Annotated in this window: 26 protein-coding genes; 17 read left to right on the top strand and 9 right to left on the bottom strand. The window is 50.1% G+C overall.

All coding sequences use genetic code 11. The features are described 5' to 3' along the window. Positions 1-40 precede the first annotated feature (40 nt). Complete coding sequence (gene purC / locus AWQ21_RS01625; protein WP_065715166.1) at positions 41-793, bottom strand: phosphoribosylaminoimidazolesuccinocarboxamide synthase; 753 nt, start codon at positions 791-793, stop codon at positions 41-43. Between the two features lie 127 nt (positions 794-920). Here purC and coaD point away from each other — a divergent pair, with 127 nt between their 5' ends. Further along, a complete protein-coding gene (gene coaD / locus AWQ21_RS01620) occupies positions 921-1,457 on the top strand; it encodes a pantetheine-phosphate adenylyltransferase (RefSeq protein ID WP_065715165.1) in 537 nt (178 codons plus the stop codon). Further along, complete coding sequence (locus AWQ21_RS01615) at positions 1,382-2,095, top strand: hypothetical protein (RefSeq protein ID WP_065713035.1); 714 nt, start codon at positions 1,382-1,384, stop codon at positions 2,093-2,095. The genes coaD and AWQ21_RS01615 overlap by 76 nt, the downstream gene beginning before the upstream one ends. Here the strand turns inward: AWQ21_RS01615 and AWQ21_RS01610 are convergent. Both AWQ21_RS01610 and AWQ21_RS01605 read right to left on the bottom strand, forming a co-directional pair. Next, a complete protein-coding gene (locus tag AWQ21_RS01610) occupies positions 2,077-3,222 on the bottom strand; it encodes a Gfo/Idh/MocA family protein (RefSeq protein ID WP_065713034.1) in 1,146 nt (381 codons plus the stop codon). The two genes, AWQ21_RS01615 and AWQ21_RS01610, sit on opposite strands and share 19 nt — an antisense overlap. Before the next feature lie 73 nt (positions 3,223-3,295). Beyond that, positions 3,296-4,429 carry an extracellular solute-binding protein gene (locus AWQ21_RS01605; protein ID WP_065713033.1) on the bottom strand — a complete coding sequence of 378 codons (1,134 nt, stop codon included), beginning with the start codon at positions 4,427-4,429 and terminating at the stop codon, positions 3,296-3,298. Positions 4,430-4,651: 222 nt separating this feature from the next. On the opposite strand from AWQ21_RS01605, the gene AWQ21_RS01600 reads away from it, so the two are divergent. Beyond that, complete coding sequence (locus AWQ21_RS01600) at positions 4,652-5,038, top strand: hypothetical protein (protein WP_065713032.1); 387 nt, start codon at positions 4,652-4,654, stop codon at positions 5,036-5,038. Between the two features lie 47 nt (positions 5,039-5,085). Here the strand turns inward: AWQ21_RS01600 and lspA are convergent, their stop codons facing one another. From lspA to bioB, 3 genes are read right to left on the bottom strand one after another with little or no spacing between them, the layout of a single operon-like run. Continuing rightward, entirely contained in the window at positions 5,086-5,592 is a 507-nt protein-coding gene (gene lspA, locus AWQ21_RS01595; RefSeq protein ID WP_065713031.1) for a signal peptidase II, read from the bottom strand. Positions 5,593-5,651: 59 nt separating this feature from the next. Further along, on the bottom strand, positions 5,652-6,266 hold the full coding sequence (locus tag AWQ21_RS01590) for a biotin transporter BioY (protein WP_232315024.1): 615 nt from the start codon (positions 6,264-6,266) through the stop codon (positions 5,652-5,654). Positions 6,267-6,296: 30 nt separating this feature from the next. Continuing rightward, on the bottom strand, positions 6,297-7,400 hold the full coding sequence (bioB, locus tag AWQ21_RS01585) for a biotin synthase BioB (protein ID WP_198159673.1): 1,104 nt from the start codon (positions 7,398-7,400) through the stop codon (positions 6,297-6,299). A 203-nt stretch (positions 7,401-7,603) separates the two neighbouring features. Between bioB and AWQ21_RS01580 the strand changes: the two genes are divergently transcribed. The 8 genes from AWQ21_RS01580 to nadB all read left to right on the top strand — a co-directional run bounded on the left by AWQ21_RS01580 (position 7,604) and on the right by nadB (position 14,218). Further along, positions 7,604-8,341, top strand: a complete 738-nt coding sequence (locus AWQ21_RS01580) for an SDR family oxidoreductase (protein WP_065713029.1) — start codon at positions 7,604-7,606, stop codon at positions 8,339-8,341. Continuing rightward, positions 8,334-8,696 carry a dihydroneopterin aldolase gene (gene folB, locus AWQ21_RS01575; protein ID WP_065713028.1) on the top strand — a complete coding sequence of 121 codons (363 nt, stop codon included), beginning with the start codon at positions 8,334-8,336 and terminating at the stop codon, positions 8,694-8,696. Before AWQ21_RS01580 ends, folB begins: the two co-directional genes overlap by 8 nt. Before the next feature lie 5 nt (positions 8,697-8,701). After that, positions 8,702-9,253, top strand: coding sequence for a 2-amino-4-hydroxy-6-hydroxymethyldihydropteridine diphosphokinase (gene folK, locus AWQ21_RS01570; RefSeq protein ID WP_065713027.1), 552 nt, complete (start codon positions 8,702-8,704; stop codon positions 9,251-9,253). A 136-nt stretch (positions 9,254-9,389) separates the two neighbouring features. Continuing rightward, positions 9,390-9,869, top strand: a complete 480-nt coding sequence (locus tag AWQ21_RS01565; RefSeq protein ID WP_065713026.1) for a DUF4079 domain-containing protein — start codon at positions 9,390-9,392, stop codon at positions 9,867-9,869. Positions 9,870-10,310: 441 nt separating this feature from the next. After that, positions 10,311-10,631 (top strand): hypothetical protein, encoded by a 321-nt coding sequence (locus AWQ21_RS01560; protein WP_065713025.1) that lies wholly within the window; start codon positions 10,311-10,313, stop codon positions 10,629-10,631. Between the two features lie 48 nt (positions 10,632-10,679). Continuing rightward, positions 10,680-11,501, top strand: a complete 822-nt coding sequence (locus tag AWQ21_RS01555; protein WP_083997943.1) for a ChaB family protein — start codon at positions 10,680-10,682, stop codon at positions 11,499-11,501. Between the two features lie 227 nt (positions 11,502-11,728). Continuing rightward, on the top strand, positions 11,729-12,220 hold the full coding sequence (locus AWQ21_RS01550) for a Dps family protein (RefSeq protein ID WP_065713024.1): 492 nt from the start codon (positions 11,729-11,731) through the stop codon (positions 12,218-12,220). Positions 12,221-12,544: 324 nt separating this feature from the next. Further along, positions 12,545-14,218: an L-aspartate oxidase gene (gene nadB, locus AWQ21_RS01545; protein WP_065713023.1), complete on the top strand. Its 1,674-nt coding sequence runs from the start codon at positions 12,545-12,547 to the stop codon at positions 14,216-14,218. Between the two features lie 15 nt (positions 14,219-14,233). Here nadB and AWQ21_RS01540 read toward each other — a convergent pair whose 3' ends face one another. Then, a complete protein-coding gene (locus AWQ21_RS01540; RefSeq protein WP_065713022.1) occupies positions 14,234-14,815 on the bottom strand; it encodes a glyoxalase-like domain protein in 582 nt (193 codons plus the stop codon). Positions 14,816-14,897: 82 nt separating this feature from the next. On the opposite strand from AWQ21_RS01540, the gene AWQ21_RS01535 reads away from it, so the two are divergent. From AWQ21_RS01535 to AWQ21_RS01525, 3 genes are read left to right on the top strand one after another with little or no spacing between them, the layout of a single operon-like run. Then, complete coding sequence (locus AWQ21_RS01535; protein ID WP_065713021.1) at positions 14,898-15,563, top strand: RNA polymerase subunit sigma-70; 666 nt, start codon at positions 14,898-14,900, stop codon at positions 15,561-15,563. Between the two features lie 54 nt (positions 15,564-15,617). Next, a complete protein-coding gene (locus tag AWQ21_RS01530; RefSeq protein ID WP_065715162.1) occupies positions 15,618-15,788 on the top strand; it encodes an NAD(P)H dehydrogenase subunit NdhS in 171 nt (56 codons plus the stop codon). An 18-nt stretch (positions 15,789-15,806) separates the two neighbouring features. After that, complete coding sequence (locus tag AWQ21_RS01525; RefSeq protein WP_065713020.1) at positions 15,807-16,466, top strand: HAS-barrel domain-containing protein; 660 nt, start codon at positions 15,807-15,809, stop codon at positions 16,464-16,466. A gap of 74 nt (positions 16,467-16,540) precedes the next feature. Here the strand turns inward: AWQ21_RS01525 and trpB are convergent, their stop codons facing one another. Beyond that, on the bottom strand, positions 16,541-17,794 hold the full coding sequence (trpB, locus tag AWQ21_RS01520; RefSeq protein WP_065713019.1) for a tryptophan synthase subunit beta: 1,254 nt from the start codon (positions 17,792-17,794) through the stop codon (positions 16,541-16,543). A gap of 89 nt (positions 17,795-17,883) precedes the next feature. Then, entirely contained in the window at positions 17,884-19,119 is a 1,236-nt protein-coding gene (locus AWQ21_RS01515; RefSeq protein WP_232315022.1) for an ATP-binding protein, read from the bottom strand. A 475-nt stretch (positions 19,120-19,594) separates the two neighbouring features. On the opposite strand from AWQ21_RS01515, the gene AWQ21_RS01510 reads away from it, so the two are divergent. The 3 genes from AWQ21_RS01510 to AWQ21_RS01505 are packed head-to-tail and all read left to right on the top strand — an operon-like array spanning position 19,595 to position 20,951. Then, positions 19,595-20,398 carry a PspA/IM30 family protein gene (locus AWQ21_RS01510; protein WP_065713018.1) on the top strand — a complete coding sequence of 268 codons (804 nt, stop codon included), beginning with the start codon at positions 19,595-19,597 and terminating at the stop codon, positions 20,396-20,398. Positions 20,399-20,432: 34 nt separating this feature from the next. Continuing rightward, positions 20,433-20,576 carry a hypothetical protein gene (locus AWQ21_RS16135; RefSeq protein ID WP_157094684.1) on the top strand — a complete coding sequence of 48 codons (144 nt, stop codon included), beginning with the start codon at positions 20,433-20,435 and terminating at the stop codon, positions 20,574-20,576. 48 nt (positions 20,577-20,624) lie between these two features. Beyond that, positions 20,625-20,951, top strand: coding sequence for a co-chaperone YbbN (locus AWQ21_RS01505; protein ID WP_012305927.1), 327 nt, complete (start codon positions 20,625-20,627; stop codon positions 20,949-20,951). Positions 20,952-20,967 lie beyond the last annotated feature (16 nt).

Raw genomic sequence — 20,967 nt, 5'->3', positions numbered from 1 at the left:
CACATCTGGGCCTCGTAATTTAGCCTTGGGCAAGGGAAATTTAGGTGAGGGATTGCAATTGCTGCACCTGGGCCAAGACCCTGGCCTGGACAGTTTGATAAGCGTTTTCGATGTTACCGAGGTCTTGACGGAAGCGGTCTTTATCCATTACCCGCAGGTTGGGGTCTGTTTCGGTTTGATCCCACAGACGGCAGGTGTCGGGGCTAATTTCGTCGGCCAAAAGAATTGTGCCTGTTTTGTCGGTGCCAAACTCGATTTTAAAATCCACCAGGGTAATCTGACAGCGCTCAAAAAAGCCTTGCATTAGACCATTGATCCGGAGGGCATAGTCCTGGAGTTGGGCCAATTGCTCGGTGGTTACGATCTTGAGCAGCATGAGGCGATCGCGGGTCAGGAGGGGATCCCCAAGGGCATCATCCTTGAGATAAAACTCCACAAGGGGCTGGGGAAGCACCGTGCCCTGGGCTAAACCTGTTTGTTTACAAAGACTACCCGCTGCGATATTTCGCACCACCACTTCTACGGGCAGAATCTTGACTGCTTTTACGAGCATTTCATCGGCTTTGGTTTGTTCGATAAAGTGAGTTGGGATTCCCTGGGTTCCCAGCCATTGGAGGAGGGCGGCAGCAATGGTGCAATTCATTTCTCCTTTGCCCTGGATAGTGCCTTTTTTCTGGGCATTGAAGGCGGTGGCGTCATCTTTGAAATAGGTGAGGAGAACATCAGGATCGGCGGTACTGTAGAGAATTTTCGCCTTACCTTCGTATTTTTTTTCCGGGTGGTGCTCGCTCATAAGCTGGTTAAAATCATTGCTAAAATCATTTTCCATTGTAGGGGCTGATGTCCCTGGGTTTGCCTAGGGGCTTGGGGAAACAATATGTCACAATAAAGCCGATCTCTTCTGTGTGGTGCTGTATTTTGTGATTGCTATTTATCCTGGAAGCTTTGATCCGATTACCCTGGGTCATCTCGATATTATTGAACGGGGCGATCGCCTTTTTGAAAAAGTAATCGTGGCGGTGCTGTGCAATCCCAGTAAATCGCCGATTTTTAGCCTCGAAAAGCGCGTGGCCCAAATTAGCCGCTGTACCCAACATTTACCCAATGTGGAAGTGGCGAGTTTCACCGGTTTAACCACTGACTACGCCCGACAACGTAATGCTGGTGTATTACTCCGGGGACTACGGGTGCTGTCCGACTTCGAGAAGGAGCTACAGATGGCGCATACAAATAAGACGCTTTGGGATAATATCGAGACAGTATTCCTGGCGACCTCCAACGAATATAGTTTTCTCAGCAGCAGCGTCGTCAAAGAAATTGCTAAATTTGGTGGTTCCGTTGATCACCTCGTTCCTGACAATGTCGCTGAAGATCTTTATCAATGGTACAAAGTTCATCCTCCCCAGATAAGCCCGCCGACAACAATGTCAACTCCCCAACCCTTTATCGAGGGGTAGATTTAAATGTGCAGGAACAGCTCACCCATTTAGAAGAAGTCATTTTCGAAGGATTTCAAATTCCCCTCACAGGACTAACCCTCGTTAAAGACAACGATGTTTTAGACCAGCTCGATGTGGTGCGCGCGAGTATCCCTGAGATTATTGAGCGGGCCGTCGAAGTGCTCCAGTATCAGCAACACCTCGTCGAACAGGCCGAAGCCGACGCAGATCGCATTGTCACCAGCGCCAAACAGCAGGCCGCCCAATACCTAGATGAGATGGCCCTAACCCGGCAGGCAGAGCAACAGGCCGCCCAATTGCGCTACACCACAGAGCAAGAATGCCAAGCTCTCCGCCAAAATACCCTCGCCGATTTAGAAGCTTTTCGGCAGCAGGTGTCCCAGGAGGTGCAGCAAATGAAAAACCAGGCGATCGCCGAAGCCCAGACCATCCAACAAGATGCGGATCAATATGCCCACAATCTCCTTGGTGGCCTTGAGGTGAACCTCCGGGAGCAACTGGAGATTGTCCAAAACGGGCGGCGGCAACTCCAGCCGCCACCATCGCCGCACAATGGTTTAACGCCCCAGGCAGCCGCCCAAAATCCCCAGGGACGACGCAACACATCCCAACCGCGTCAGCCTAGATCGAGATAGGTATCAAGATCCGGCACTGTTAGCCAACGGCCTTGGTTATGGGCCTGGTGGGTTAAATCCATAAGCAATTGAGAGTAAACCCCTTCCCGGAGTGTTGGGGCGATCGCCGCTGGATCTTCTGCAAGACTTTGATTTTGTTGGCAGCGTTCAATGGCTTTGACCCAATGATCGACGACCCGGATAAAGGGCGCGAGGCGGCCATCAGCAAAGGTTTGGGGAAATTCGAGGCGCTCTGGAATCGTCACAGATTGCAGGTCTTCGCCCGCTTGGCCCGCCTGGAGGGTAAAACCATGGACATAATCCTTGAGGTTACTGCTCCCCAAAACCAGGGAACCGCGATCGCCATAGACTTCGAGCCAGTGACCCCGACCGTGGTGACTGACGGAGGTAATATTCATTTGGCACGGCGTCCCATCGGCCAGTTCTAACATGATCAAGCAGGTGTCATCGGCATCTACGGGTTTAAGGCGATCGCCATCGCGGGGGTCGGGTCGCTCTTTGATGGCGCAACTGAGGTGACCGGATAGACGCTTCACCGGGCCAAACAACCAATAGACATAATCAAAAGCATGGGAACCCACGGCCCCCAAAGCGCCACCCCCTTGATCCTTACGGGCATACCAATTCCAAGGTCGATCTGGGTTAGCCCGACTGGTCACTAGCCAGTTGATCGTAATTAGGCGTTTTTCACCGACAAAACCCCGTTCCAGATATTCCGCGAGACATTGCCAAGCGGGAACGAAACGAAATTCAAAGTCCGGGGTCACAACTAGATTCTTTTGGGCTGCTAGATGGTAAAGCTGCCGCACCTCAGCCGCGTTGAGGGTCATGGGTTTTTCTAGGAGGACGTGTTTCCCCGCCAGGAGAGCTTGTTTGGCCATTTCATAATGCAAAAAAGGTGGCGTCGAAATGGCCACGGCGGCAACGGCAGGATTATCCAGGAGAGCAGTAAAATCGCTGGCACTCTCTGGAATTTGATGGGCGGCAGCGATCGCCTGGGCCTTGTCAGGATCGCGATGGTAAACCGAGACCACTTCGGTACGGTGGTGGTGTTGGAGGCCGGGAATATGAATTTTTTGGCCAAAACCGGTGCCGGCGATCGCCACCCCAATGGTGTCGTGGGTCATGGGAACTCCTAAATCGATGATCTTCCTCCGCATTATCCAGAACAGCGGTGGGCAAAATCAAAATTTTTCCGGCCTAGCCCTGGCGTACCCTCTGCCAAACCTTTTGATATTCAGCCGTCGTGTCCGGGTCTAACACCTCAATGATTTCACTGGCATCGAAAGTGTTTTGATCGAGATAAATTAACGGATTATCAGTGATGGCAGGCTCTAAATTGGTCGCAGTATAAATCAGTGGGGAGGCACCGTGACTACTACGGGAAATCTGTTGAATCGCCGCCGGTTCCCAACAAAACTCTAACCAAGTTTTTAGGGTCTCAAAAGAGGTTTGACTGCGCTGGGGCTGTACCCACAGATCACACCAGAGGGCCGTGCCACTGGCGGGAATCACCGCCCCTAAATTGCGGTATCGTTGCAGGAGGGGCAAAATATCCTGGGACCACCCCTGGGCAACCCAAGTATCCCCCATCTCAAGGGGCTGGAGGTAGTGGGTAGAACTATAGAATTTAACCTGGCGGTGGAGGGCTTGGAAATCGCTCTCCAAATCGGCGATCGCCGCTGGATTTGTTTCGTTGTAGGATTTGCCCTGTTTTTTGAGTAAAAGCCCCAACACTTCCCGCGATTGGTTTAGCAGAGAAATTTTTCCCTGTAATTCGGGCCGCCACAGATCCGCCCAATCCGTTGGTGTCCACCCCAATTTTTTCAACTTATCTTTGCGGTAGACCAACATCGTTGTGCCCCAGCGGTAGGGCTGTCCCCACAGTTGTCCTTGGGGGTCGATCTCTCCTTGGATATTGCGGCGCAAAAATCGTTGCCAAGGTTCCCCCAACTCTTCCCAACGCGTTAGTTCTTCTAGAGATAACGGTTGAATAAATCCCAAGGCGATCGCCTGTCGATACCAGCCATGGCCTAGGGTCAACAGATCCGGTACTGTTGCCGAGCGATTGAAAAAATTTTCAGAAGTCTCCGGCATCTTCATCGCCGCATCCTGCAACACCTCAAATAATTCCTGGAGCTGCTCTAGGGGTTTGAGATCTAAGGTGACCGTTTGCCCTTGGTTTTGCCGAAACAATGTCAACAGTTGTGGCGAAATTGACCCCCGTAATGTGTTGATTTGTAAAGTTGTCTCCGAGGTTCGTTGACACCCTCCCAAACACCCAGCAAGGGCATAGAGTGCGGAAATAGTCAAAAAATGGCGGCGATTGGGCATAAATCTAAATGTCGTTTCCCCTGGGAAATATCTTTTCAAAAAATAGCAAATTTAGCCTTTAATCAACTTCAACCTTGTCCAGGACAATTGCAACTTGATCCTTAGAGACGCAAGGTTTTCTTAAGGTTTTCTAAGAGAATCTTAAATATATCAGGATAAATATTCACAGCCTTGGGGTTGGTACTAGCATGGGACAAAGACCCGACTTTAGGCTGACAAAATATGAGTGTTCAAGGCTATATCAACGAGTTGAAACATCAGCTTGATCTGTTGTATCAAACCGTCGAACAAATGCAGCAGGGGCTAGGCCCAACGGGACAATCCTTGTCAGAAACAGATTTGATGGCGATGGTTCCCAAAATTGATCCAGCGGCCTTTGGCTTAGATTTTCGGGTCGGCGGAGAATCCTTTCACCATAAAGATGTTTTATTTGATGAAACCCTTGGCTTAGAGGGGCATCCCATGGACGAAAAGCAAATGAGCCCGGAATTGCAGATCAAGCGACTGACAGCCCAGTTGACAGTGGCCTACAAGCGCATTGCCCAATTAGAGGAGCAGTTGCTCTCGCGGCAAAATGAGCACAATGGCAGCGAATATATTTATTCTTGACATTTTTTGGAAATTCATAATGGCCCTCAGCTAGCCCTCCAGCCAGATTATTTAGAGTGAGGGGGGGATTCTGCTTGGGCGAGGCGGTAAGAAAACCATAAATTAAGCAATAAACAGGCGATGCCAATGTTGATACAGACATCGGCAATGTTAAATACAGGAAAATTAATCAGGCGAAAGTCGAGAAAATCGACCACATAGCCAAATAAAAAGCGGTCTACGCCATTGCCCATCGCCCCCGCAAGGATAAATCCATAGCCGCCTTGTTCCCAGAGGGTTTGGCGATCGCCAAACCAAGCCAAGGCCATCAAACCGACACTGACCCCCAAGGACAACCACCGGAGCCAATGTACCCCATCGGTAAAGATACTGAAGGCGGCCCCAGTGTTTTGCACATAGGTGAAATGGAAGACATTCGGCCAGAGGGCAAAGGTATCACCAACCTCCGGCAAGGTCTGGAGCACAATGGTTTTTGTGAGTTGATCAAGGACTAATCCGAGGAAGGCAACAAGCCAAAACCAGCGATTTTTAAGTAAATCTTGGCGCAGATCCATGGAGATTTTCCGTTTCGCTAAAGAGAAAAAATATCAAGCCCAATGCTTTGGCCTTTGGCCTAATAGAACAAAATCCGTCGTACCCCATAGGCCAACACAGCCACACCACAGACTAGCATTAACTGACTTGGAAAGGGAGTCACAGTATAGAGGGCGATCGCCTGGAGCAAACTCAGTTCCGTCGCCTGTAATTTTTCTAAGAGGGTCAACCCCACTAGATAAAGAATGCCGCAACTATGGAGAGCGATGAGGCCGCAAAAAGCACTGAGGGCGAGGGCTTCTAAACTCAGCACATACCGAAAGGCAAGCCAACCACAAATGCCCGCCGCTGGGATGAAGCCGAGGATATAACCAAAGGTGGGTTCTGTCAGATATCCTAATTTCCCCCCTTGGGAGAACACCGGCAACCAAAACAACCCGATCAGAATATAGGCGATCTGGGCGATAATGCCCGCATTTTTACCCCCCAAACAGCCCGTGAGGAGAACCGCCGCCACTTGACAGTAAATCCCCAAAGATTGGGTTTGCAGTCCCGCCACTGACCAGTCCCACGGGAGATTGAGCCGATGGGCCTCGATGAAGGTGCCCCCAATGGTCAGGGATACACCGATCAATGCCCACAGGAGTTGGTTAAACCAGTTCGGGCCAGTAGTGGCGGTTTGCTTTGGGGACAAGGATCTGGGGATGGCTTTCGCTTTCAAGGGTTATTGGGCGGCGGAATATTGGCCAGGGATCGGTGCTTCACCCCCTTGTAAACCGAGGGATTCGAGCATCGCTTGGTCTTGTTCGGGGGGTTGACCCATGGTAGTGAGGTAGTGGCCGATGAGCATCGCATTGATGCCTGCTTTCAGACCGAGGTGTTGGAGTTCACCCATCACCGCTTCTCGACCGCCAGCATAGCGAATAATTTGTTCAGGCAAGATAAACCGGAAGATCGCCATACATTTGAGGGCTTCGTAGACATCAAGGCGGCCATTATCTCCCAGGGGCGTTCCTTGACGGGGATTGAGAAGATTCAAAGGAACAGATTCGACTTCGAGATCCCGCAGGGCGATCGCCAAATCAACCCGGTCTGCCCAACTTTCGCCGAGGCCCATGATGCCGCCACTGCAAGCTTGAATGCCTGCTGCTTTGAGGTTTTTAATGGTTTCGACCCGGTCTTGCCAACTGTGGGTGGTGACGATATCGGGGAAGAAATTTTCCGAAGCTTCCAGGTTGTGGTTGTAGCGAGTAACGCCGGCCTCCCGGAGCTGTTGGGCTTGTTCTGGGGTGACTTCACCGAGGGCACAGCAGGGTTTAATCGCTGTCTCTGCTTGGATGCGGCGTACCGTTTCTAAAATTTGCTCAAATTCATTATCTTTGGGGCTGTTGTATTTAATGCCCCGACCTTGACTGACGAGACAAAAACGTTTTGCCCCAGCGGCTTCGGCGGCTTTGGCCTGTTCAATAATTTCTTCGGCGGTTTTGAGGCCATAAACGGGGGAATCCGTACCGGGATGGTGAGCGGACTGGGAACAGAAACTACAGTTTTCGGAGCAACTCCCGGATTTCACGTTCACAATGCTGCAGAGGTCAACGGTATTGCCACAGCATTCGTGCCGGATCAGATCTGCAGCGGCACAGAGTTTGAGGATATTTTCTGGGCCAGTGATTTCGGTGAGGCGGAGGGCTTCGGTACGGGTAAGGCGATCGCCATTAATAATCCGCTGCGCCCAGTCATTTAACCAAGCTTCGAGGGCTGGGCCATTGGGAATTGCAGTGGTGGGGGCGGGGGTTTGCGGGGTGGGCTTGATCGGTACTTGAACCACGTTGACCTTCTCTCTCTTTCACTAAAAAAGTATTCCAAATTTTATCATTCCCGTTTCCCTGCCTTAAAGGTTCTCTGTACATCTGTTACATCTCCGGGCGCTGGGGGGGAATTTATTGATTGGCATGCGTCATGAGGGTGATGGTTGCTTTCTCCGGAAAGAATAGGTTAACTTCTATGGGTTTTAATTGCCGAACGGGAACCATGAGTCAACAAACCGCTTTAATCACAGGGGGGGCAAAACGCATCGGTGCGGCGATCGCCCGGACCCTCGCCCAGGAAGGAATCAATCTCATCCTCCATTACCGCTCTTCCCAGGCCGAGGTAGAACAACTGGCCGAAGAACTTTCTGCCTTTCCCATAACCGTCGATGCCGTAGCGGCGGATCTGCTCCAACGGGACAGTGTGGAAGCGATGATCGAGACAGTGAAAACGAAAACACCTCAACTAGACATCTTGATCAATAATGCTTCGATGTTTAATAAAGAAAGTCTGTTTGCCCTAAGTCCAGAAAATCTCTGGGACAACATTCAGGTTCATGCCCTCCACCCTTTTCTGTTGACGAAAGCGTTCTTTTCTAAAGAATCCAGCCACGGCAATGTGATTAATTTCCTCGATACCCGCATCTACGGCTACGACCATGAGCATGTGCCCTATCACCTCAGCAAAAAGATGCTCCATAGTTTCACGAAGATGCTAGCATTTGAGCTTGCCCCCAATGTTCGTGTCAATGCGATCGCCCCAGGCCCCATTTTGCCACCAGTCAATGCTGAGGGCGATGAGCGGGTGCAAGCCGTAATTGCGAAAACCCCCCTGGGACGGTTTGGTGATCCACGCAATATTACCCAAACGGTACTGTTTTATTTAAAAAATGACTTCATCACTGGCCAAGTCATTTGTGTTGATGGTGGGTTTCACCTAGGAGAAAATTTCTATGTCTAAAAGCCTCGATAAAATTTATATTCGTGACCTGCTATTGCGCTGCATTATCGGCATTTTTCCGGAAGAACGCACCAAAAAACAGGATGTGGTGATCAATGTGGTGATGTACGCGGATCTCACCAAAGCGGGCCAAACCGATAGTATCGATGACACCGTTGATTACAAACGAATCACTAAGGCGATTTTGGCGGCCATTGAACCTTCTAGCTACAATTTGATCGAAAAAATGGCCCAGGTCGTCGCCGATATTTGCTTTACCGATCCCCTTGTGGAAAAGGTAGAAGTCACCATTGATAAACCCGGTGCCCTGCGTTTCGCAAAAGCTTCGGCAGTGACGATCTACCGGGAGCGTTAGAAACCATGGCCCAGAATCGTGTCTACCTCAGCGTCGCCTCTAATATTCAACCGGAAGCCAATATCTTGAGAGCCATGACGGAATTAAAGCCGTTCTGTCAGCTCAAAGCGGTATCGCGATGTTTTGTGACGGACGCGATTCCGGCTCCAGGCCAACCGCCGACCAAGGATCTGCCCTATTACATTAACTGTGTCGTCTTAGTTGAAACGGAGTATGAGGCGACATCATTTAAGTTCGATGTGCTGCGATCGCTCGAAACAAAGCTTGGTCGAGTCCGCACCGCCGATAAGTATGCCCCCCGCACCTTGGATCTCGATATTTTGCTCTTTAATGATGCGGTGATCCAGGCGGAAAATGTAGTCATTCCGGATCCTGATATTAAAAAGCGTTGGTTCCTCGCCCAGGGGATTCTCGATATCACCCCAGACCTTTCCCTACCCGATGATGTGCAGCCGCTCCAGGTTTATCTGCAGCCTCTCCTGGATAATTTAGCGGCCACCAACCAGACCTTTACCGAAGACCAAACGCTCCGGGAAAAAATTTTGGCGATCGCCTAACTGTTGCCTAACCATCACCACACCCAGCCATTTGTGATCCATTGGCCATATTTCTTTGGGCCTAAAGTCGTGGGCGGTTTAACGAATCCTCTAAGATAGAGGACGCAAACTTTTTAAGAAAATTTTTAGAAATAACATGGGTGAGTTCATTCGTCCCTATCTAGAACCAATTGCCGCTTGGTTCAACACTTTACCGATCCCAGAAATCGTTACCCACTGGGGGCACCCCTTGATGATGGGCATTGTCATTGTCGCCGTTGGCGGTTCCGCCGCCGTTAAAGGTTGGCAGATTCGCCGCAGTGAGGATGTCAGCACAAAAAACGAAAGTGCCTACTGGCACAAGAAAGCAGCGCTCTGGCTCACAACCTTTATCAGCCTGGGTTGGACAGGGGGCGTTCTTTCTTTGGTCATGCAAGGAGAGCCAATTTTTGAAAGTCCTCACTTCTGGACGGGCACGATCGCCATTGGGCTGTTGATGGCCAACGGTGCGCTATCGATCACAAAATTCCTTGGCAAAGATTCCCTCCGCACGGTACATGCCTATGTAGGGTCAGCGGCGATCGCCTTACTCGTTGTCCATGCCGCCCTTGGCGTTAATCTCGGTTTATCCTTTTAATTAAAAATTCGAGATTTCTTGCTCAAAAAAAGTTTTCTCTTGGGGGTCGTCATCCAGGCGGCCTCTTTTTTTGTCCCATCGTTCTGAATCACCGATGAGAACTTGTTAATATTATTCTGCTGTAGAATCAGCGACAAAAGCTTTTAGCTGAAGTATCTTTTAAACGAAAATAAACACCGCAAAAATATAGTTCGGTTAAGGTTCGGGAAACCGAATAAATATCACAAAAGTAATGCTCTTAAATTTGAAACCCTTGAAAAACAAAGCTTTCAGAGGCGATCTATGCCTATCGATAGATGTGTTTAATTGGAATATTTCGTAATATTAAAACTGTAGCCAAGCAAAAACAAATTTGATTTCAAAGTAATATTTTGAATATTGAATCTGACCAGTGCTTGATTTTTGAAAAATACGCAGACAAGGAGGTTTAAGCCTTACTTTATGGCTAACCAACTAGATAAGAACTTAGAACAAAACGCAGAAAATCAAAAACTCTATAAAGAGAAAGTCAAGGCACAGATTGATAAAATCGACGCCCGCATTGATGAGTTTCGCGCCAAAGTCGACCAAGCGGAGGCAGACGGTAAGCTCAAATACAACAATATGCTAGAAGAGCTGACCGCCAAGCGGGATGCTGCCCAAGAGAAATTCGACGAACTCCAGAATGCCAGCGAATCGGCTTGGGATGAGTTGCAGAAAGGCTTTGAAAGCGCCTGGCAAGAATTAGATCAATCCTTCCAAAAAGCCGTCAACAACTTCTAATCCTCTGTCTCACGACGAAACGCAAACGAGACAATAAGAGGATAATCCATGACTACGGCAACGCTTGATCAGAATCAAAACAATCAACAAACGACTGATCTCCAGACAAAAGTACCCTGTACTGTTTCTGCGATCTTTGAGGATCGCCAGCAGGCGAACAAGGTACTGCGGCAGTTGCTCGATATGGGAGTCAAGCGAGAAGACATCTCCATCATCGGTAAGAATTTGCAGTCAGAAACCCAAATCACCGGTTTCTTCGGTCGGGCAGATTTCATTAAAGAAGGTCTGCAGTCCGGCGCAATCTATGGCGCCCTCTTCGGAACCCTATTCAGTGCCCTGAGTGGCTTCGGTGTCCTATTTGTGCCCTTCATTGGTACAGTGGTCGCTGGTGGCCCCATCGGTGCGGCACTGCTCGGCGCAACTAGCGGGGCGATCGCCGGTGGCGCAGGTGTCGGACTTATTTCTGCCCTGGTCAGCCTCGGAATGCCCAAAGAAAAGGCAGCCATTTACGAAACAAAGATTAAAGCCGGTGGTCTGATGCTGACCGCTGAAACGAGTCAAGGTACTGCGACGAAATTAGAAAGTCTCTTCCAGGCAGAAGGGGGAACAGACATCCTCTCCTGTAAAGACTTCTTGATCTCCCGCTTTGATACGGGACGAGTCAACTCGACTGAAGATCTACCGGAGTCTGTGCGCTCACGCCTCTCTGACGCGGCCCAAGAAACCTTTGTCGAAGTCTACAACCAGGTCTACAAAGAAAAGCAAAATCAACACGTTGCTGCTTACCGTGCCTGGATGCGGGTCGAGGACGAATACAAGCAGAACAGCCAAGGCATTTGGGCAAAACCCAAAACCCTACAACAGGCCTAGGTCGAACCTCGACTTCCATTGGAAACACCGAATCATCTTAAAACCGTGAATTCCAAACCTTAAAACGGAGTTTGTCCGCAGGACTTGAGTTCTATTTTCTCAGGCTGTCCTAAAGCGCAACTCTGTTTGGCCCAGGGGTCGAAGCAAATGACTTCACCCTACTTACACAGGGCTTTTTAAACACATTTACCAAACCCATTTAATAACATTTAGGAGGAAAATACTTTATGGCTACGACTTTACAAGCACCGATCAATGGTACAACGACCCAAAACCAAGAGGCATCCTTAACGATCGCCCAATCTTTGTCTCACATTCTGGCAGATACCTATCTGCTGTACCTCAAGACCCAGAATTTCCACTGGAACGTCCAAGGGAATCTGTTCTACGGTATCCACAACCTACTTGAAGAGCAGTATCAAGCATTGGCGATCGCCGTAGATGACATTGCCGAGCGCATCCGGGTCTTAGGACTATCCGCTCCTGGTTCTTTCCATCAGTTCCTAGAATTGAGCTCCCTCAAGGAAGCCAGTGGCCTAGCCAGCGCCGAAGAAATGATCGCTGAGCTCTCCAATGACCACATCACCCTCACCGAGAAGCTGAAGGGTGTCCTGCAACAGGCAGAACAAAACCATGATGTTTCTACGGTAGAACTCCTCAGTGGCCGGATCCGTGATCATGAAAAACAAGCCTGGATGCTTAGTAGCATTGTGCGATAAATCAATTATTTCCTGAAAATTTGTTGATTTCGGTCAATTTTGCCCATGATGTTCATCTACTGCGGCTATAGTTTCAAGTTATTTTCCCAATGGCTGACTTCTCGTTAATCTCAGCCAGGAAAATTTTCCAACACCCCGAAAAAAAAGTAAGTCCCTCCATTCTGGGGGGATTTTTTTTGTTCATTCAGTTGCAGAAATGTTTTTCTTTTGCACCATAGTTGTGAAATCAACCATTCGCCATTGCTGGCTAGTGACAACTCACAGTTCGCTGCAGTTTAAAGCTATAGTGATTAGAATTTATTGCCCACCCTCTGCCCCAAAGGAATGACCAGTGTGACCAATTTGCCGACTCAGTTTGATGTTGTTGTCATTGGGAGTGGCGCAGCGGGCTTGTATGCGGCGTTGTCCTTACCGAGTCATTTACAGGTGGGTCTCATCACCAAAGCAAAGCTACGCACCGGATCGAGTAAGTGGGCCCAGGGAGGGATTGCGGCGGCGATCGCCCCCTTGGATTCCCCAGAATTGCATTTCCAAGACACCCTGAAAGCTGGGGCGGGCCTGTGTGATCCTGAAGCCGTTGAATTTTTAGTTAACCACGCCAAAGAAGCCATTGATCATCTGGTGGCCATGGGCGTCGCCTTTGACCGCCGGGATGGGGAGCTGGCGATGACCCTGGAGGCGGCCCATTCTCGCCCCCGGGTGTTGCATTCTGCCGACACCACTGGCAAGGCGATTATTACCACTTTGATCGAGCAGGTGGTTGAACGTTCGAATATTCATATTGTCGCCCAGGCCTTTGCTCTCCAACTCTGGCGCAATGAAACGGGGCAATGCCAAGGGGTCAGCGTTTTATTTGATCATCACATTCGGTGGATTGCAGCGGGGGCCGTGATTTTAGCCACGGGGGGCGGCGGGCAAATTTTCGCCCAAACCACAAATCCCACCGTTAGTACCGGGGATGGGGTGGCCCTGGCTTGGCGGGCGGGGGCTCAGTTACGGGATCTCGAATTTTTTCAGTTTCATCCCACAGCCTTAACGAAACCAAATGCCCCCCATTTTTTGATTAGTGAAGCAGTGCGGGGCGAAGGGGCACATCTGTTGGGATTCAATGGCGATCGCTTTGCCTTTGACTACCATCCCGACGGTGAACTGGCTCCCCGTGATGTGGTCAGTCGCGCTATTTTTAGCTACCTAGCCGAAAATGCCGGCGATCCGGCCAATGCCCATGTTTACCTCGACCTGAGTGTGATCCCCGCTGAAAAAATCCGCCGTCGTTTTCCCAATATTATTCGGATGTGTGCTGAGTGGGGAGTGGATGTCTTTACGGAGCCAATTCCTGTGGCCCCCGCCGCCCACTATTGGATGGGAGGCATCACCACCAATACAGACTGTGAAACCTCGATTCCAGGGCTGTATGCCATTGGTGAAACTGCGAGTACGGGCGTCCATGGCGCAAACCGCCTTGCGAGCAACTCCTTACTCGAATGTCTGGTGTTTGCGGCGCAACTGCGGGATCTCAAACCAAAACCATCAACCTTGGTAGTGCAAAATCCTGAGCTTCAGACCATTGCCGCCAGCTGGAACAAATTATCTGTCAAAGTCCAAACAATCCGGGCCGATCTGCCCCTATTGCTCTGGCAAAGCGCCGGTATTTGTCGAGAACAGAAAATTTTACAGGAGGCGATCGCCCAAGTAAGCACCTGGCAAAAGCAACTCCAGCAAATGCCCCTGGCGCAATTTTTACAGGGCCATCCCCCACAGCAGATCCACCTAAGCCATCCCGATGCCGAGCCGCAAATTCGCCTCTACGCAGAAACCTGTAACCTCACCGATGTTGCCCTCTTGATCCTCAAAAGTGCCCTCTGGCGTACTGAAAGCCGTGGCGGTCACTATCGCACTGACTATCCCAACCCCGAGGTCGCTTGGCAAGTGCATACGTTAATTGAAGGAGAAACGTTACAACGTTCCATATCGTCGCGCCTGGAGCAGTTGCCCTGATAAACCCCTGGCGAATTAATTAATAACTTCTGCGAGTTCGATCACCCGTTCATCCCAGTCTTTGACCAGGAAGTTTAAGGGTTTCTCCTGGCGAATTTTATATTTGAGGCGGCGGGCCTGGATACGGAGCAGGATCGCCTCTAAACAATCTTTATCGAAACAAACGTGGCGGTGGCGATTTTTTTTCCCGAGGCTCGCCCCGGACACCACATGGAGTTGGGTATTTTTTTTCAGTTGGTACCACAACCCATCTGCGCCTCCCAAGGTTTCAGTGCGGCCCATCGCCATGGGACTGGCTCCCATATACATCGGGTCAAGGCTCGCAGCCCCTAGGGTTTGTTCATAGTTGTAGTAGTAATGGAGGGGGACATCGGCGACGGGGAGTTGCAAAATCCCTTCATAAAATCCCCGGGCGACTTCTAGATCCGAAACCATAATCGTGTGGACTTTGGGGGCGGTGGTCAGAAACATCCACATGGCGACCCCATAGGCACAGAGCAACATCACCATGATGCCTTGGGTAGAAAACAGGCTATCGAAGGCGGGGAAAAATGCCGCCATTGAGGGAGGGAAAAATGCAGAAAGAGCAACGATCATGGAACAAACGTTTGGAGGTGAATCGCTTATGATTAAAATCAAGTGACGCCGCACAGGCACTTTTTAGGCATTATTGCAGGACATGATTCAGATTCCGAGTTTTTCTGAAACCAATCATCCACTGATTTTGGCCCTCAACCATTATAGCGATTCGGATCTGCTGACTTTTTGTCAACGCTATTTGGATCAAGGGAAGTATTTTACGGGGATTTTTTGTCGATATGCGCCGTTGGTCTACACCCTCGTTGGCCATGGGGGGCGATCGCCTGTGCAAACGGATTATCTTTTTGCCCTGACCTGGCGGCAAATTTTCCACGAACTGCGCACCCTCGATTTAGAAGCCCAGGGGTTTCAATCCCTACAGCAGTGGCTCCTGGAAGTGGTGACGGCCTACCAAAATCAGTTTGAGATTCCGCCGGTGGCCAGCATCAACTACGACATTAAACGGACAACGCCGCCCCTGTGGTGTTACCTGGAACAAGCCTTGGATTTAGTCCCGCCACTGCCCCGGTTGATTGTGGTGCTCGCGGATTATTTTCACTGGAGCTCGACCCGCATTTCTGCCCACCTCCAGGCCGAGGGGGAGTATTTAACCGTTGAGGATGTAGAAGATTGGCTCAACCAAGGACGTCAATTGGTTTTAGAGGAATTGCCAGCGGATATTCGCACGATTTATCTACCAGAGTCCCTACCCCAGCCAAACAATGAAGGCGATCGCCTGACAGATTCAGCGAGCAACACCAATTGAACGCGCTATGATAGGTAAAATTTCTTAGTCATTTCAGTAAAAGGTTTGGAAGCGATGATTCTCCCTGGTAGCATGGTGCGCGTAATCAACCCCGATGACACCTTTTATCGGTTCAAGGGCCTCGTCCAACGGGTCAGCGATGGTCGGGCGGCAGTTCTGTTTGAAGGGGGTAACTGGGATAAACTGATTACCTTTAACCTCGCGGAGCTTGAAGTCACAAAATAAGCCCCTTTGGCTCATCCTATGCGTCTGCCCTTGCCCCAATTTTCCCCTGGCGATCGCCACCCCGATCACATTGCCGAGGTCATTGAAACCACCACCACTGAGTTCACCGCCCAATGTTTGGAGCCAGAAGACCTCAGTTTTCCGGTAATGCCTCCCTTTGGCAGTTGGGTAAAATCCTATGACGAAGAATCGGGCAATATCGTCTACGGGGTGGTTACCTACGTCACCACCGCCCCCATTGATTCAGTCCATCGAGCCAGGGCCTTGGGGATGAGCCTCGAAGAGTTACGGGAACAGCAGCCGCAAATTTTTGCAATGCTCAAAACGGAATTCCGGGCGGCCATCGTCGGCTTCGAAATGCCCAGTAATCGCCGGAATGGTCGGCGGGGGGAAGTGTTTCAATATTTACCGCCCCGCCCCCCCCAAATTCACCAATCGGTCTACCATTGCGAGCCGAACGAAATTATTCACTTCACAGATAGATTAGAATTTCTCCGGATTCTCTTGCAGGTGAATTGGGTTCCCCCTGAATCCCTGATGGCCGCGGCAGTGCGGGAAGTTTATCGACTCCGAAAAGGCGATCGCCAATGGTTAATCGATGTAGGTCGCATGATCAGCACCCTCCTCAAAGATGACTACGACCGACTCCGCTACATCCTGAGTCAGATCCACTGGTAGCCACAAAAAAAAGAGGGATTACCTTAAACCCCCCTCGTTATTTACAGCAATTTAAACTTTGATCTCGAATTTCTCTAGTCCCAGCCATGGCGATCGAGATATTTGGCCACCGTTTGCACATCCTTATCGCCCCGGCCAGAACTGTTGATCACAATGCGCGGACTACCCGGCAACTGAGGACAAAGGGTTTCTAGATACGCGAAGGCATGGGACGTTTCCAGGGCCGGAATAATCCCTTCTAACTCAGACACCCGACGGAAGGCGGCCACCGCATCTTGGTCAGTAACACTGTAATATTCAGCCCGACAAGTATCTTTGAGATAGCTGTGTTCGGGGCCGACGCCAGGGTAATCTAGGCCGGCACTGATGGAATGGGCCTCGACGACTTGACCTTCAGTGTCTTGCAATAGGTAGCTCATGGCCCCATGTAGGACCCCTGGTTTCCCTTGGGTGAGGGTGGCGGCGTGGTGGCCACTGGTGATCCCAGACCCTTCGGCTTCAACACCAATCAGGCGCACGGTGGAGTCTTTCACAAATTCATGGAAAAGGCCCATGGCATTGGAGCCTCCCCCCACACAGGCAATAAGAATATCCGGGAGGCCGCCCCATTTTTCTTTGCACTGTAACCGAGTTTCTGACCCAATCACCGCATGGAAATCCCGCACCATCATCGGGTAGGGGTGGGGGCCAGCCACGGAACCGAGGATATAGTGGGTTGTCTCTACATTTGTGACCCAGTCACGAATGGCTTCGGAGGTGGCATCTTTGAGGGTGCCGGTGCCCGCTTCTACAGGTTGGACAGTCGCCCCTAATAATTTCATGCGGAAGACGTTGAGGGCTTGGCGTTCCATGTCCTGCACCCCCATATAGATAATGCATTCCATTCCAAACCGGGCACAGACGGTCGCCGTGGCAACACCATGCTGACCCGCACCAGTTTCGGCGATGATTCGTTGTTTGCCCATGCGTTTGGCGAGGAGGGCCTGGGCGATCGCATTATTGATCTTGTGGGCACCTGTGTGGTTGAGATCTTCCCGTTTTAGGTAAATTTGGGGGCCAGAACTATCGGGGCGGGCGTAGCGAGTCGTCAGCCGTTCCGCGAAATAGAGGGGGCTGGGGCGACCAACATAATCTTTTAATAGCCCAGCCAATTCTGCTTGAAAAGTCGGATCATTACGATATTGGGCATAGGCCGCTTCTAATTCAGCCAGGGCGGGCATCAAGGTTTCAGGCACATACTTACCACCATATTTCCCAAAACGCCCAAAGGCATCGGGTTGATTGGGGTTAAAGGTGGTGTCTTGGGGAGAAATGGGAGAAATAGTCACGGTGTCTGTATCAGGTGAAATCAACTAGGTCTGGGCAAACTTTATTGTAACTTGATCAAACTCCTGTGCAGAGACCCTGGGGTTGCTTCCTAGGCTTGATCCTTGGGGGAAGACTGCCTCGGAAAAGAGAAGAAAAAAGTAGAACCTTCGCCGAAGGTAGATGTTACCCAAATCTCGCCACCATAGCGGCGCACAATTTTTTTACAGACGGCGAGGCCAATGCCAGTGCCTGAGTATTGACTCTGGGAATGGAGACGTTTAAAGGCGTAGAAAATTTGTTCAAAGTAGTCGGGTTCGATGCCAATGCCATTGTCGTGGCAGCTAAAAACCCAGTGGTTATCGTTCTGGACGGCGCTAATTGTAATCTGGGGAGGAACATCTTCGCGGCAATACTTGAGGGCATTTTCGATTAAATTTTGGAAAATTTGACTGATTTGTAGAGGATTTCCTTGGATAGTAGGTAAGGGATCAATAGTGAGTTTGGCGCTTTGTTGGGCGATCGCCGAACTGAGTCGATTACAAACCTGATGGACAATCAAGTTACAATCCACGTCCACCGCCGTATTTTCTACCTGATCGACCCGCGAATAGGTTAAAAGGTCCTCGATAAGCTGGGTCATCTGGCGCACGGAATCTTGGATTGCGCGGATGTAGCTGCTCCCTTTTTCATCAAAGCAATTCCCATAGCGCACCTGGAGCAGTTGAGACCAAGAGTAAATACTCGCTAAGGGTTGCTTTAAATCGTGGGAGGCAATGTAAGCAAATTGTTCAAGCTCCTGGTTGGATTGTTTGAGCTTGAGTTGCGTCGCTTCGCGGGCCTTCATTTCCTGGCGGAGTCGCTCATTGGCTAACTTAAGGGCCTGTTGATTGCGCTTACGTTCGATGGCGTAGAGAATTGAGCGGAGTAATGTCTCTTGGTCAAAGGCGATATTTTTTTTGATTAGATAATCCTGGGCCCCTTGGTGCACCGCTTCGAGGGCCAATTCCGCATCATTGGTATTGGTCAGCACCACAATGGGAACGTCTGGGGCAATCCCCATCAGAATCGGTAGGGAGCTCAGGCCTTGGCTGTCGGGCAAGCTCAAATCCAGCAAAATCACGTCAAAGGACTGGTCTTCGAGACAGGCGATCGCCTTTTCGAGGTGGGCAAAATGCACAATGTTGCACTGCACCATCTCAATGTCTGCCAGTAGATCCCCTAACAATTCAGCTTCCGCCAAATTATCTTCAATTAGCAGAATGTGCAGATCATCTAAGTGCATAGTTTTAGTCGCGACGGTTAGGGAAGTTAGGCCAAGTTCACTGGCAATCTCGCTTTTTCTCACCCCAGGCTTATCCCTTGCAACATGGCTGACATTTGCCCGTTTGCATCAAGATTAGGAATCTATATTCCTGCGATTTACAACGGGTACTGCGTTTTTACTAGGATGATTTTTCCAGGAAAGTCACTATTTTACAATAACCTGTTCGAGCTTCACGCCGTTTCTGGATATCGTTAATATTTTGTTTTTATTTTGCTAATCTCAAAATAATACGAAAACCAGCCAAGATCGCGGTGTAGTCTTAAAAATTAAACTTACATCGGCTGCCAACTACACGAAGACGCAACTTCTATGGGAAAGAATAGCTCGGCTTTGGGGATTCACCCCAGACGAAGTTCTCAGTCAATGACCCAAGTGGTAGAAGCGATTACCATAGGAAACCAAAGGAGTGATTAAAATGTAAAGGAGTATGCTTACCCCTTTGCCAGAGTAAGTCACAGTTTAAATTGCACTCAATCACGTATAGAGATAAAGCATCATGGGATTTTTAGATCGTCTTGGTCGTGTTGTCAAAGCCAACCTCAATGATATGGTCAGTAAGGCCGAAGACCCCGAAAAAATATTGGAACAGGCCGTTGCCGATATGGGGGAAAGTTTGGTGCAATTACGCCAGTCGGTGGCCCGGGCGATCGCCGCCCAGAAAAAAACTGAGCAACAACTGATCAAAAACCAAACCGAAGCGACCACTTGGCAAAAGAAAGCAGAATTAGCCATCAAAAATGGTAGAGAAGATCTCGCCCGGGAAGCTCTGGTACGGAAAAAAACCTTTGCTGATACCGCAGCGGTGCTCCAACAGCAACTGACCCAACAAAACGCCCAGGTGAAAACCCTCAAGGAAAACCTCCTTGCCCTAGAAAGCAAAATCCAAGAGGCCAAGACCAAAAAAGACATGCTCAAGGCCCGGGCCAATGCTGCGAAGGCGAATGCCCAACTCCAGAGCACCATGAACAACATCGACACCAGCAGTGCGATGAGTGCCTTCGAGCGGATGGAGGACAAAATCATGGAACTCGAAGCTCAATCCGAAGCAACCAACGTCTTGGGCAGTGCCAGTTTGGATCAAGAATTTGCCCAACTCGAGGCTTCCAATTCCATTGATGATGAGTTGGCCATGTTAAAAGCGGCTTCCCAAGAAACACCGGCCCTAGAAGCAGCCAAAATGGTGGATGAGATGGAGGAAATTGCCGATACCCCCGTCGAAACGCACGAACCAACGGATGCGGATTTTGCAGCAGTGGATGCCGAGTTGGAGGCTTTACGCACCCAAATGAAAAATCTCTAGGCGCTGGCCCTCAGGAACTATTGCGTCCTGATCTTTGATTGCCTATAACCGACAGACAAAACTTACAAGCAGATTACTCGACCGGGTAGCCGTTCTTCGGGCTTCTACCCGGTTTGTGTTGTGGAGTTTTGTGGCTGTTCGTAAATCCATTGATCCAGCGATCGCCGAAAACTGTTAACGTAAAGAACTGTCTTCATTTTGTAAGTAATCAAGGAGTTCACCCCCTGTGAGTGGCAGCGTTTTGGAAATCACCGATTCCCAGTTTGAGCAGGAAGTCCTCAACGTCAATCAAGATATCTTGGTCTATTTTTGGGCTAGTTGGTGTGGGCCTTGTCGGTTAGTTTCGCCCTCAGTCAGTTGGGCCGCTCAGGAATATGGCGATCGCCTAAAAGTCGTCAAGCTCGAAGTTGACCCTAACCCAGAAGCCGTTGCCCAATGCCAAGTAGAGGGGGTGCCTGCCCTGCGCTTTTTTAAGGCCCAGAAGGTTGTGGCAAGCCATGAAGGGGCAATCACAAAGCAGGGTCTCAAAGATTTTGTTGAAGCTCAACTGTAATATTCCTCAGCGATTT

The organism is Picosynechococcus sp. PCC 7003 (assembly GCF_001693255.1).
Classification (GTDB): Bacteria; Cyanobacteriota; Cyanobacteriia; order Cyanobacteriales; family MRBY01; genus MRBY01.
Note: the sequence above shows the minus strand (reverse complement) of the source record. Positions and strands in the feature narration are given on the sequence as shown.